Below are 12,436 nucleotides of genomic sequence, written 5' to 3'. Positions count from 1 at the left end.
CTTTTGACAATGATATGCCCCAACTATATACTGATGATGTAAAAACGATTTTACAGGTTAGGAGAAATGGTGTGAAAAATCAAATCTATGAATTACGCACTGAAAACAATATTTCACAAGGTGCATTGGCTGATAAGTGTAAAGTTTCTAGACAGACGATAAATGCAATTGAGAATAATAAATATGATCCAAGCTTAGCGTTAGCATTCCGTTTAGCTGAAGTATTAGGAACAACTGTTGATAAACTATTTTTGTACAAGCTGTAGGGGGAGTAGTTGTTGGGGAAAGAGAAAATAAGTCTTGTAGTTACGGCATTAGTAGCTATAAGTACGTTAGTGTTTGCACTTTATTATTGGTTAACTGAACTTCAAGTAAACTGGTATGCACTATTTATTTGTAGCATCGCATTACATTATATGTTTAAAAGTTTGGCATCGGTAGGTTTTAATAAATGGATTGATTTTCATAACATACCTCTTTTATTTGCGTTATGCGCTGCGGTAGTTGTAAAGCCGGCTGTAGAATTTTTAATTGTAAGACGTTATCGCTAAAACTAAAGAAAAGATCCTCTTCTCATGAGAAGAGGATCTTTTTTTTATAGCGTTTTAGTTTTTGGACTAGGTGGTGTAACCGATGTATCATTTTCGGGAACCCTAGTTAGTAAGAATCCACCGATAACGAACAGTACAATAATACTAAGGACACCAGCGTTGGTTTTTCCTGTTAATTGCGTTGTAACACCGACTAATACTGGCCCCATAATTGCCGCGAATTTACCAAAGATATTATAAAATCCGAAGAATTCATTTGCAGATTCTTTTGGTACCAGTTTTGCAAAATAGGAACGACTAAGTGCTTGAATACCACCTTGAGAAGTGGCAACTAACATTGCTAAAATCCAGAAATCGAGTGTCGTTTTTAAGAAATAAGCATATATGCAGATAATGATATAAATAATAATGCCGACGTATAGCATTTTTTTACCTGTAAATGTTTCTGATAACTTTCCGTATAATAAGGCGAATGGACAAGCTACAATTTGTGTGACAAATAAGATGATTAATAGATTCGTTGCACTAATACCGAGATCTGTTCCGTAAGCGGTAGACATAGTAATAATTGTATCGACCCCGTCAATGTAGAAGAAGTAAGCGATTAGGAACATAAATACAGTTTTATATTCTTTAATATTTTTAAAAGTATCAGCAAGGCGTTTAAAGCTCATTGCAATTGGTCTTGGATGACGTTCAATGTAATGTGTTTGCTCTACATTTTTTAACATTGGAATTGTAAATAATCCCCACCAAAGAGCTGTTATTGCGAACGAAATTTGACTAGCAATGCCGACTGATAAAGGGATAGTTCCTTTTTGAGCAAGAATAATAAGAGCGATACAACCGATAAAAGGAATTGTGCTCCCAATATAACCTAATGCAAAGCCCCTTGTAGAAATTCGGTCCATTCTATCTTTAGAGGTAACATCTACTAAAAATGCATCATAAAAAATGTTTGCTCCCGCAAAACCGACTAATGCGAGCATATAGCAGCCTAGTAATAAGTACCACTGAGATGTTGGGACGACTGCTAGCATACTTGTAAATACGATACCGAGTCCAAAGAAGAATGTGAAAAATCGTTTTTTAAATCCTTTATAATCAGCAACTGTGCCGAGAATAGGAGCAAGTATAGAAATTAAAAGTGTAGCGAAAGAGTTCGCATATCCCCAATATGCCGTTGAAGTTGCACCAGATAGTCCGGCTTCTTTTGCAGCTGCTTTAAAGTAAATTGGAAATAATGCAGTGGTAATGACGAGCGAATATACCGAATTCGCCCAATCGTATAATATCCAGCTTTTTTCTTGTCTGGACATTTTTTTCATATAATGTTCCCCCTTAAATTAGTTCTACTAACAGTGTACAAAAATAAAAATTATAAAAAGAGAAACAGTGATGATTTTTACATAACTTTTACATATATACACAGTTCTTTACAATTGAAGTAAATCCTCTACAATTGATCCGTCTGTTTCACCTAAGTGTAAACCGAGTAGTCTAGCGATAGTTGGACCTTCATCAATAAGTCTCATATACGGAATGGTAACGCCGCTTTTTATCCCTTTCCCAGCAGCGATAAAAATTGTTTCATAGTTAGGTTTTGTTGGAGAGTATCCATGCGTACCAAATGTATATTTTTTACTAGGCGTAACATCTTTTTCAGTAATTTCTTTTATAAAATCGCCTGTATAGTTTTCAGTGAAATAATATCCTTCTTGTGCTTCCAACATAAATAAACAATTACCATCTGCACCGCAGTCTTTTGCAGCTTCATCATGAAGCATAAATTCAATACCGTTTTGTTTATTTTGAAGTAACTCTTCAAGTAGTAGTTGTACTTTTTGAATTGTATCCGTATCATTTTTGTCCTTCACATATACATAGGCAGAGCCGTCGCAACTTTGGCAATAGACCTTCCAGTCTACTAATTTTCCTTTTGAATTTATAGATATAAGCCCTTTTTGATGAAATAGTACATTTAATTGAATGGCTTTGTTTTCACTTAAGGCGCTATGATCACCGAGAGCGATAATTGTACTTTCTTCGTATAGGTCACTGTCTTTTAAAGCTTGAATAATTTTTCCTAGCCGTTCATCATGTCTATAGATAGCAGCTATTGTTTCGTTAGATTCAAAGCCGTGATAGTGTCTTTGAGTGTCTAAATCGGTGAAATGTACAAACATGACATTAGGCTTCTTCGTCTGGATTGTATACACAGCAGAAGCAAGTACGAAATCATCGAGTTCAGGTTGTGACAGCCCATTTCGTATATGGCCGAAGCGCTGATTTAAATCTAATTGATATAGCGGGCTACCGCTAAATAATGAAACTAAGATTTGATTTTGCCACGGTCTATTTGGAAAGATTTCTGGTAAATTGTAATCAATATTTGCTCTGCCGGTAACAGGCCATAGAAGGGCAGCTGTCGTTAAATTTGCTTTACGTGCTTCATCGTATAACGTTGTTCCTTTAATGGATTTTCGGTACCAATGCCAATCTGGTGACTCGCGTCCAGGTTGAAGTAACGTATTGCTAACTACACCATGTTTATTAGGGTAGTTTCCAGTAACGATTGTTGAGTGACTTGGATATGTTACAGAAGGATAAATAGGTTCCACTTTTCTCGCCATCGCGCCCTTATTTATTAATGTTTGGAAATTAGGAAGCTTTTGTAATATAGGAAAATCTAAAGCTGATAAGCAATCGAAAGATAAAATAATGACGTGATTTGTTAATGCTTTATCCATAAAGTTCCCTCCTGATTATATAAAACCTATTCTTATATATTACTATTAATACCTAGTAATAAAAATATATTTCTAGGTAAAAATTTATTATTTATTTTCAGAAAAATTAAACATATAATTAAGTATAAGGGAATGAATGGAAGGAGGGAATACTATGGAGTGGCTAGATGGATTTAGTATCTTTTACATCATTGGCGGAATTACGATTATCCTTGTATTTGCTATTTCGTATTTACTAAAGAAACGGTTTCCAAACAAACAGTTCGATATTATATTTGCACTTAGTTTAATACTTCTGTGTTTAGCATCTTTTCCCGTTACAATGATGGTGATTGGTGGATGGGAAGGAATGGGATATGGATTTATTGGTTTCTTCGTTCTACTTGGTACACTTATCGGTATGATTGCACATCAACTTGTAAAAATCTCGCGAAAAAGCTACGTATAAAACTGCAGAAAATGAAAAGAATATATAAAGATGAGAAAATTAGCTATTGTTTTAAAAAAGAATTTATATTATGATAATCAACAAATTTATTTCGTTATAACGATGAAAAAGGACTAGTACATGTTCAATCTTTTTAGCAGAGAGAGAATCCGTCAGGCTGAAAGATTCTTAAAAAGGCGATATGGAACCTACCTTTGCGTTCTGCATATGCAGCGGGAATTTCCCGTTATCCAAAAGAGAGCATGCGCAATTTTTGTGCATGAATCAGGGTGGTAACGCCGGCAAAGCTCGGTCCCTATTTAGGGACACGGGCTTTTTTGTATTTTCAAAAGGAGGAAGACTGACTATGGCAAAAGAACAAGTACAAGCGATTACGAAGATGGAAGAGGACTTTGCACAGTGGTACACAGATATTGTAAAAAAAGCAGAACTTGTTGATTATTCAAGTGTAAAAGGATGTATGATTCTACGCCCGTACGGTTATGCCTTATGGGAAAATATGCAGAAAGTTATGGATGAGAAGTTAAAAGCAACTGGTCATGAAAATGTGTATATGCCAATGTTTATTCCAGAAAGTTTATTGCAAAAAGAGAAGGATCATGTAGAAGGATTTGCTCCTGAAGTAGCATGGGTGACACATGGTGGGGATGAAAAGTTAGCGGAGAGACTTTGTGTACGCCCTACATCTGAAACTTTATTTTGTGAGCATTTTTCAAAAATTGTGCAATCCTATAATGATTTGCCAAAGTTATATAATCAGTGGTGTTCAGTAGTTCGTTGGGAGAAAACAACGAGACCATTCCTTCGTACAACGGAATTCTTATGGCAAGAGGGTCATACAATTCATGAAACAGCAGAAGAATCGCAAGCTGAAACGTTACATATTTTAAATCTATATGCTTCTTTCTGTGAAGATTACTTAGCAATACCAGTAATTAAAGGGCAAAAAACAGAAAAAGAAAAGTTTGCAGGAGCAAAGGCAACTTATACGATCGAAAGTTTAATGCATGATGGGAAAGCACTTCAAACAGGAACATCCCATAACTTTGGAACGAATTTCTCTGAAGCATTTGATATTAAATTTTTAGATCGCAACGGTAAGTGGCAATATGTACACCAAACATCTTGGGGTGTATCAACAAGAATGATAGGTGGACTTATTATGGTTCATAGCGATAATAATGGTCTTGTAATGCCTCCTAAAGTCGCACCAGTACAAGTTGTTATTGTGCCGATTGCTCAGCATAAAGAAGGAGTTTTAGCGAAAGCAACAGAGTTACAAGAACATATTCAAAAGGTTGCACGAGTAAAAATAGATGCTAGTAATAAAACACCAGGCTGGAAATTTAATGAGTATGAAATGAAGGGCATTCCAATTCGATTAGAAGTTGGTCCTAAAGATATTGAAAAGAATCAAGTTGTACTTGTTAGAAGAGATACGAAAGAAAAAGAATTTATATCAATGGATCAATTGGAAAAACGTATTCCAGCACTACTTGAGGAAATTCATAATTCTTTATTTAATAAGGCAAAAGTATTCCGCGATGAGAATACGTATAGTGCGACGAATTTCGAAGAGATGAAAAAAGTAGCTGATGAAAAGCAAGGATTTATTAAGGCAATGTGGTGCGGAGAATTAGCTTGTGAAGAGAAGCTAAAAGAAGAAGTTGGAGTATCTTCTCGCTGTATGCCTTTTGAGCAAGAGCATTTAGCTGACCAATGTATTTATTGTGGTAAAGAAGCTAAACAAATGGTGTATTGGGGAAAAGCGTATTAATGCTTTTTTGATAGATGATAAAAAGGATTTTGGGCTGCATAATAAAATGCAATCCAAAGTCCTTTTTAGTTTTGCAATTTGTTTCATGTATGTTTTAGATGGAAGGATGTGTTTTTATTTTGCGTTTTTACGGCGAATAAATAGTAACATACCGATTAGGAATGTTGAAAGTCCCATTAAAATAGATGCAGGATAATGCGTTGCCGTATTAGGTAACTTATCGCCTTCTTTTTTCACATTATCTTTTACATTCCCACCTTGGGATCCGTTGCCACCTTGAGAACTGCTATCGCTTTTAACGCGGTTGCCGCCTTGTGAGCCATTCCCACCTTGAGAACTGCTATCGCCTTTAACACGGTTACCACCTTGAGAACCGTTGCCGCCAGAACCATTGCCACCAGAACCACTGCCACCGGAACCGTTGCCGCCGGAGCCATTGCCACCAGAACCACTGCCACCAGAGCCACTGCCGCCAGAACCGTTGCCACCAGAGCCACTGCCATCAGAACCGCTACCGCCGGAGCCATTGCCACCAGAACCACTGCCGCCAGAACCGTTGCCATCAGAACCGTTACCGCCAGAACCATTGCCGCCAGAGCCGTTACCACCAGAACCATTGCCGCCAGAACCGTTACCACCGGAACCATTGCCACCAGAACCATTGCCACCAGAACCGTTGCCACCAGAACCGTTGCCACCAGAACCGTTGCCATCAGAACTGTTACCGCCAGAACCGTTGCCACCAGAACCGTTACCACCGGAACCATTGCCATCAGAACCGTTACCACTAGAACCGTTACCGCCGGAGCCATTGCCACCAGAACCACTGCCATCAGAACCGTTGCCACCAGAACCATTACCACCGGAACCATTACCACCAGAACCACTGCCATCAGAACCGTTACCACCGGAACCATTGCCATCAGAACCACTATCGTCCTGAGAACCACTGTTTCCTGGTGGCTTATTATTATCTTTTGAGTTGCCTTCTGCTAAATGATCGTTATTTTGTACAATTGCGTTTGCTGCTGGAGAGAAGTTTTCCGTTGTTGCATTACCGATATTTAAACCGCTAAAAAAAGATAAAGAGAGTGTTGATGCTAAAATGAAGATTTTCGTCATTGTTTTCCTCCTAAGAAATTAATATTCCATCTAAAATACATCCCTTTGTAATATTTCTTAGGAAAAAGAGTTTTATGCAAAAAAAACTATATATAGAAAAAGGTGGTGTGTTTTTGAAGAGAGAAAAGAGTTAATGTAAACTCTTTATCCCGCTATTTGACGGGTAGTAAGATCCCCACCTGAAAATTCAGCGAAAGCAAAGAATTTAGGTGGGGGATGAACAAAACCCCACTGATTAAAGTTTCACTTTATAAATAGTGGAGCAGTGAGAATTTTACACTCATTACAGTAGAGGAAGTGACAGCAGATGAAAGAATATATTGCATTTGATATTGGTGGTACACAAATTAAATATGGAATTGTTTCAGAAACAGGGACAGTACTAAAGCATAAAACAGTTCCAACAGAAATTCATTTGGGTGGGGAACAAATCATTCAAAAACTTATTCTTCTATCCCGAAAATTAATGAATGAACATACGATTTCGGGAATTGGCATTAGTACTGCGGGAATTGTTAATATTCATAAAGGGGTTGTAACGGGAGGGGCGGAGCATATTCCGAACTACGCGACTATTCCTATTATTGATAGATTGCAAGGGGGATTACAAGTTCCTGTATCCGTTGAAAATGATGTGAATTGTGCAGCTTTGGGTGAGAAGTGGAAAGGTATTGGAAACGGAAAAAGAAATTTTATTATGCTTACTCTTGGAACTGGTATTGGAGGAGCGATATTTATAGATGGAGAGTTATACAGAGGACATTCTTTTAGTGCTGGTGAATGGGGAAATATGTTAATAGAAGGAAAGCAGTTTGAAGAGGTCGCTTCCATTTCAGGGTTAATTCGTCTTGTGCGAAAATATAAAGGTGAAAGTGATTGGAATGGAAAAACGATTTTCGAACTGTATGATAAAGGAGATAGAGAAGTTACGCAAGCAGTTGAGGTTTTCTTTAAACATTTAGCGATTGGAATTAGTAACCTTGCTTATATTTTTAATCCAGAAATGATTGTTATAGGTGGAGGAATTACTGGTAGGGGAAATCAGTTCTTAAAAGAAGTAAAAAGAGAAGTAGAAAAATATTTAAATAAAGAGATTTATAATAATTGTGAGATTGAACTTGCACAAAACGGAAATTGTGCAGGAATGGTTGGTGCTATTTACCACTTCTTACATTAGCATAAATAAGTTATATGAATGTTTTCATATAACTGAGAATTTATCCTTTTTATCACTAGGTAAATAATGCTACAATATAAGGGAAGAATACAATATTTTCCGATTTGGAAAATGCTTTGTAGAAAGGAAGAAACTTCATGCCTATTATTTTAGAAAAAGGTCAAAAGATCGATTTAACGAAAGGACAACCAAAAGTAGCAAAACTACAGGTTGGCTTAGGCTGGGATCCAATTGGACAATCAGGTGGGTTTCTGTCTTCATTATTTGGAAGTAAACCAAGTGTAGATTGTGATGCATCTGTTGTTATGTTAGAAGGGGATCGCTTTTTAAACAAAAACGATTTAGTTTACTTCGGAAACAAACTTTCTACTTGTGGTAGTATTATTCATTCAGGAGATAATTTAACAGGTGAAGGCGCTGGTGACGACGAAACAATTTTCGTAGAATTACATAAAGTTCCGAGCCGTATTAATCGTTTAGTATTCGTTGTAAATATTTATGACTGTGTAAATCGTCGTCAAGATTTCGGGATGATTCGTAATGCATATATTCGTATTCAAAACCCGCAAACTGGTGAAGAATTAGCACGCTATAATTTATCGGATAATTATGCTGGCAAAACGACTCTAATTGCAGGTGAAATGTATCGCCACGGAAGTGAATGGAAGTTTTCAGCTGTTGGAGAAGGCACACAAGATAAAAACTTAAGTGAGATTGTATCACGTTATCAATAAAATAAACCGAGGAGGAATTGAATATGGCATCAATTTCATTGAAAAAAGGACAAAAGGTAGACTTAACAAAAACAAATCCAGGTCTTTCAAAAGTTCTTGTAGGACTTGGTTGGGATACGAATCGTTATGACGGACAAAACGATTTCGATTTAGATGTTAGTATTTTCTTAGTAGGTGCTAACGGTAAAGTTTCAGGTGCAGAGGATTTCGTCTTCTATAATAATCCAAAAGGTGCGAATGGTGCTGTCGAGCATTTAGGAGATAACCGAACTGGCGAAGGTGAAGGCGATGACGAATCGATTAAAGTAGATTTAAAAAATGTACCTGCACATATCGAGCGTATTTGTTTCTCAATCACAATTTACGATGGAGAAGGTCGTAGCCAAAACTTCGGACAAGTTTCTAACTCTTTCGTACGTATTTTAGATGAAGAAAAGAATGCAGAGTTAATTCGTTACGATTTAGGAGAAGATTTCTCTATTGAAACAGCTGTTGTAGTAGGGGAATTATACCGTCATGCAGGTGACTGGAAGTTCAATGCAATCGGAAGTGGGTTCCAGGGCGGATTAGCGTCTCTATGTAATAATTTCGGTTTAGATGTAGAGTAATAGATTTTATATATCCATCGGTGAAACATATGTTTACTGATGGGTATATTTTTTAAGATATAAAATATAGAGGTGAATGTAAATGGTTATTCAATTGCAAAAAGGACAGAAGATTGATTTAGGTAAGACAAGCCCTGGCTTAACAAAAGCAGTAATTGGTCTTGGATGGGATATTAAATCTTATGACGGTGGATCAGATTTCGATTTAGATGCATCAGCATTCCTATTAGATGCGAATGGAAAATGTACGAAGGAAACTGATTTTATTTTCTATAATAATTTACAGTCTCCTTGTGAATCTGTTCTACATACAGGAGATAACCGCACAGGTGAAGGTGAAGGCGATGATGAACAACTTGTTGTAGACTTGAAGAAAGTTCCGGCAGATGTGCACAGAATTGCTATTACAGTTACAATTTATGATGGAGAAGGCCGTAATCAAAACTTTGGACAAGTTGGAAACGCATTCGTTCGTTTAGCAAATGAAGAAACGAATGAAGAAGTTCTTCGTTTTGATTTAGGGGAAGATTTCTCCATCGAAACAGCAGTTGTCTTTTGTGAATTATACCGTCATAATGGACAGTGGAAGTTTAATGCAGTAGGAAGCGGTTTCCAAGGTGGATTAGGTGCGCTTGTAAGAGCGTATGGCTTGGATGCATAAGAAGGGAAACGATATTCGTTTCCTTTTTTTGACCTTTCTATAAATCTAGCAAAGAATAGGGGATAAAGGTAAGATGAGTATTTTGCAAGGAATCCTTGATACGTATGCTCAGTTTTTCGACTTGGACATGTGGATTAGAGTGTTGCAAGATCCAGTATCTTGGGGATTAATAGGTACACTTGTTGTACTTGAAGGGTTGTTATCTGCTGATAACGCACTTGTATTAGCGGTAATGGTAAAACACCTTCCGGAAGAAAAGCGTAAAAAAGCATTATTCTATGGACTTATTGGAGCTTATGTATTCCGTTTTATTGCGATTGGAATTGGAATGTTCTTAATTAAATTAGCGTGGGTAAAAGTGTTAGGTGCACTTTACTTAGCTTGGCTTTCGGTTAAATACTTCATTGATAAAAGAAAAGGTAACGCAGAAGAAGAGGAAGCTCATGGTATGAACCAAAACAGTATTCTCTTCAGAATGTTTGGTGTCTTTTGGGGAACAGTTGCGATGGTGGAATTAATGGATATCGCGTTCTCTGTAGATAGCGTACTTGCTGCATTTGGTGTATCAAATCAAGTTTGGATTCTATTATTAGGCGGAATGCTTGGTATTTTAATGATGCGCGGTATCGCTGGCGTATTCTTAAAATTGTTAGAGCGTATTCCAGAACTTGAAACGACAGCATATATTTTAATCTTAATTATTGCAGCAAAAATGTTATTGTCTGTTATTCATATTGAAGTAAGCCATACGCTATTCTTTATTATTTTAGTTGTAGCATTTGGAGCAACGTTTATACTTCACTACATGAAGAATTCTGGACAAGCTAAAGAAGAAGTTGCAGCTACTAAAAATAATCATAAATAATTGAAATGGGTTTGCTCGTTATGCGAGCGCCCATTTTTTATAACTAAAAATAGTTTATAATAGAAGAGAGACTTTATAAAAAAAAGTAAATGTTTTTGGAGGTGAACTGTTGTGTTTTCACGTTTTACACTTCAACCATGTGCATTAAAAGACGAATCAGATTTAAAGCAATTTGAAGCGCTTTTAGAAAAACGCCCACAATATGAACTGACAGAGAATGAGATGAAGTTTAGTTATATAGCAACTCGTATTCTTGGTGTTCCTAATGATGTAGATGAATATTTCAATGAGCTATTTGATTATAGTGAAGTAAAAGGGATTGTGGTTTTGCATGAACAAAATTTAAATAAGGTGATTGATCCCGAAAAACTGCGCCATATCCAAGAGGTTTTTACATTACATCAAGAAGCACCGAATGGCCTTACAGTAAATAGGCTTGTCGCCCATCTGTCTGGAAAACAACTATTACCACAAGTAGACAATCCTGACTTACAGCATTATATACATACGACGTTTATTTCTGTATTGAAATTGTATGAAAAACAACATAACCAATCATTAAAAACAGAAGGATTCCGTCGTTTCTTAATCGATATGATTAAGTTAAGTGACAATTACGTAGCGAAGTGGTTCTCTACGATTAATTATAAGAAACAAATGCCACGCATCATTTGGTACGGTGATGCACAGGAAAGCCGTATATATTTCTTATACTTTCTTATTATGCTCGGTTGCGATGTACTTTATTATCACCCAGAAGGAAAAGATGGATTTGAGAATGTTGATGAGGAAGGAAGAAGTTTTGTTGTGTCTTATCCAAGTCGGATTTCTCTTGAACCATTTCCAGATCGCCGCCGTGAGCGAGTTGCGACAGTAGCGTATCAGGCTTCAAAAGAAATTGAACAAGTACTTCACCACGATAACTCACTGCTGTACAAGCCATGGCAATTTCGTTCCTATACGCCTGTAGCTCGTACGCTCAAAACAACGTATGATGAACTCTTTTTAATTACGAAAGAAAAGGCATTTGTGCGTCCAACATTCTTTGTTGAAAATAAACACATTTATATCCCTTCTTTATTTGCGAAAATATCAGGTGTCTCAAAAAATGATAAAGAATATTTTCAGCGATTAAAGGCTGTTACATCGTTTGATAACAGTTTATTAATTAATACATTCCCGTTTACGAAAGAACAAAAAGCGAATTTCCAATATCATTACCGAGATGCGTTAGACCGCGGGGGGAAATTACACCCTGATTTAATTATGAACAGTCATTGGTGGCCACATAAACGTTTGCCAGAAGGATTGCAACATGGTATTGCAGAGGCGATCATCCATACGTGCGAAAGTGAAATGTGTAAACCCATTGCGAAAGAGACGAAACAAGATGTAGCACTGTATGTTTTCGCACAGCTTTCTCAAATACCACCGAACATTTTAGAGCAACTTGAGAAATTTGATTACTCGCAAGAAGTACCTAAAATTGTTATATTTAATAATGAGAAGAGCGGAGAATTAAGCCGTTCGGATGCTGTTTTATTACTATTTTTAAATCAAATAGGAGTAGATGTATTCCACTTCAATCCAACGGGACGAAATGATATTGAACCGTATATTGATGCAGCAGCATTTGATTCGCATTGGCTTGAAGAAGTTAATTTCGATCTTGAGTTTCATAGTTCATCAGCCTATAAAAATTTATCACAAACAATAAAAGGACTATTTCGTCCATTTTTATAA

General features: G+C 36.7%; 13 protein-coding genes and 1 other annotated feature. Of the genes, 10 read left to right on the top strand and 3 right to left on the bottom strand.

What is annotated here, in order from left to right; translation table 11 throughout:
* The first annotated feature begins 14 nt into the window (after positions 1-14).
* Both ILS93_RS25675 and ILS93_RS25670 read left to right on the top strand, forming a co-directional pair.
* Complete coding sequence (locus tag ILS93_RS25675; protein WP_002070345.1) at positions 15-266, top strand: helix-turn-helix transcriptional regulator; 252 nt, start codon at positions 15-17, stop codon at positions 264-266.
* Positions 267-278: 12 nt separating this feature from the next.
* On the top strand, positions 279-551 hold the full coding sequence (locus ILS93_RS25670) for a hypothetical protein (RefSeq protein ID WP_088046934.1): 273 nt from the start codon (positions 279-281) through the stop codon (positions 549-551).
* Between the two features lie 44 nt (positions 552-595).
* Here the strand turns inward: ILS93_RS25670 and ILS93_RS25665 are convergent, their stop codons facing one another.
* Positions 596-1,879, bottom strand: coding sequence for an MFS transporter (locus tag ILS93_RS25665; RefSeq protein ID WP_000738835.1), 1,284 nt, complete (start codon positions 1,877-1,879; stop codon positions 596-598).
* Between the two features lie 108 nt (positions 1,880-1,987).
* Positions 1,988-3,301, bottom strand: a complete 1,314-nt coding sequence (locus tag ILS93_RS25660; protein ID WP_088046935.1) for an alkaline phosphatase family protein — start codon at positions 3,299-3,301, stop codon at positions 1,988-1,990.
* A gap of 154 nt (positions 3,302-3,455) precedes the next feature.
* Between ILS93_RS25660 and ILS93_RS25655 the strand changes: the two genes are divergently transcribed.
* Complete coding sequence (locus ILS93_RS25655) at positions 3,456-3,749, top strand: YesK-like family protein (protein WP_064477233.1); 294 nt, start codon at positions 3,456-3,458, stop codon at positions 3,747-3,749.
* Positions 3,750-3,842: 93 nt separating this feature from the next.
* Positions 3,843-4,049: a binding site (T-box leader), on the top strand.
* Between the two features lie 46 nt (positions 4,050-4,095).
* Positions 4,096-5,526, top strand: coding sequence for a proline--tRNA ligase (proS, locus tag ILS93_RS25650; RefSeq protein ID WP_064477234.1), 1,431 nt, complete (start codon positions 4,096-4,098; stop codon positions 5,524-5,526).
* A 114-nt stretch (positions 5,527-5,640) separates the two neighbouring features.
* Here proS and ILS93_RS25645 read toward each other — a convergent pair whose 3' ends face one another.
* Positions 5,641-6,648, bottom strand: a complete 1,008-nt coding sequence (locus tag ILS93_RS25645) for an LPXTG cell wall anchor domain-containing protein (protein ID WP_222661589.1) — start codon at positions 6,646-6,648, stop codon at positions 5,641-5,643.
* A 307-nt stretch (positions 6,649-6,955) separates the two neighbouring features.
* On the opposite strand from ILS93_RS25645, the gene ILS93_RS25640 reads away from it, so the two are divergent.
* From ILS93_RS25640 to ILS93_RS25615, 6 genes are all read left to right on the top strand, one after another.
* Positions 6,956-7,825, top strand: a complete 870-nt coding sequence (locus ILS93_RS25640) for an ROK family protein (protein ID WP_064477236.1) — start codon at positions 6,956-6,958, stop codon at positions 7,823-7,825.
* Positions 7,826-7,962: 137 nt separating this feature from the next.
* Entirely contained in the window at positions 7,963-8,559 is a 597-nt protein-coding gene (locus ILS93_RS25635; protein ID WP_064477237.1) for a TerD family protein, read from the top strand.
* 23 nt (positions 8,560-8,582) lie between these two features.
* Complete coding sequence (locus tag ILS93_RS25630) at positions 8,583-9,167, top strand: TerD family protein (RefSeq protein WP_000146727.1); 585 nt, start codon at positions 8,583-8,585, stop codon at positions 9,165-9,167.
* Positions 9,168-9,249: 82 nt separating this feature from the next.
* The gene (locus ILS93_RS25625; protein ID WP_048559725.1) at positions 9,250-9,828 is read left to right on the top strand and encodes a TerD family protein; all 579 of its coding nucleotides are present in this window, start codon (positions 9,250-9,252) and stop codon (positions 9,826-9,828) included.
* 73 nt (positions 9,829-9,901) lie between these two features.
* A complete protein-coding gene (locus tag ILS93_RS25620) occupies positions 9,902-10,693 on the top strand; it encodes a TerC family protein (RefSeq protein WP_064477238.1) in 792 nt (263 codons plus the stop codon).
* A gap of 111 nt (positions 10,694-10,804) precedes the next feature.
* Positions 10,805-12,436 (top strand): YceG family protein, encoded by a 1,632-nt coding sequence (locus tag ILS93_RS25615; protein ID WP_064477239.1) that lies wholly within the window; start codon positions 10,805-10,807, stop codon positions 12,434-12,436.

It is taken from the genome of Bacillus sp. 16GRE42, from assembly GCF_019837435.1.
Classification (GTDB): Bacteria; Bacillota; Bacilli; order Bacillales; family Bacillaceae_G; genus Bacillus_A; species Bacillus_A wiedmannii.
The sequence above is the reverse complement of the archived record's forward strand: the minus strand, read 5'-3'. Positions and strand labels throughout refer to the sequence as shown.

What these genes read in the sequence shown, in the direction of transcription:
- ILS93_RS25675 (WP_002070345.1), top strand. Translation starts at nt 15, where the DNA reads ATGCCCCAACTATATACTGATGATGTAAAAACGATTTTACAGGTTAGG.
- ILS93_RS25665 (WP_000738835.1), bottom strand. Translation starts at nt 1,879, where the DNA reads ATGAAAAAAATGTCCAGACAAGAAAAAAGCTGGATATTATACGATTGG.
- ILS93_RS25660 (WP_088046935.1), bottom strand. Translation starts at nt 3,301, where the DNA reads ATGGATAAAGCATTAACAAATCACGTCATTATTTTATCTTTCGATTGC.
- ILS93_RS25655 (WP_064477233.1), top strand. Translation starts at nt 3,456, where the DNA reads ATGGAGTGGCTAGATGGATTTAGTATCTTTTACATCATTGGCGGAATT.
- proS (WP_064477234.1), top strand. Translation starts at nt 4,096, where the DNA reads ATGGCAAAAGAACAAGTACAAGCGATTACGAAGATGGAAGAGGACTTT.
- ILS93_RS25645 (WP_222661589.1), bottom strand. Translation starts at nt 6,648, where the DNA reads ATGACGAAAATCTTCATTTTAGCATCAACACTCTCTTTATCTTTTTTT.
- ILS93_RS25640 (WP_064477236.1), top strand. Translation starts at nt 6,956, where the DNA reads ATGAAAGAATATATTGCATTTGATATTGGTGGTACACAAATTAAATAT.
- ILS93_RS25635 (WP_064477237.1), top strand. Translation starts at nt 7,963, where the DNA reads ATGCCTATTATTTTAGAAAAAGGTCAAAAGATCGATTTAACGAAAGGA.
- ILS93_RS25630 (WP_000146727.1), top strand. Translation starts at nt 8,583, where the DNA reads ATGGCATCAATTTCATTGAAAAAAGGACAAAAGGTAGACTTAACAAAA.
- ILS93_RS25625 (WP_048559725.1), top strand. Translation starts at nt 9,250, where the DNA reads ATGGTTATTCAATTGCAAAAAGGACAGAAGATTGATTTAGGTAAGACA.
- ILS93_RS25620 (WP_064477238.1), top strand. Translation starts at nt 9,902, where the DNA reads ATGAGTATTTTGCAAGGAATCCTTGATACGTATGCTCAGTTTTTCGAC.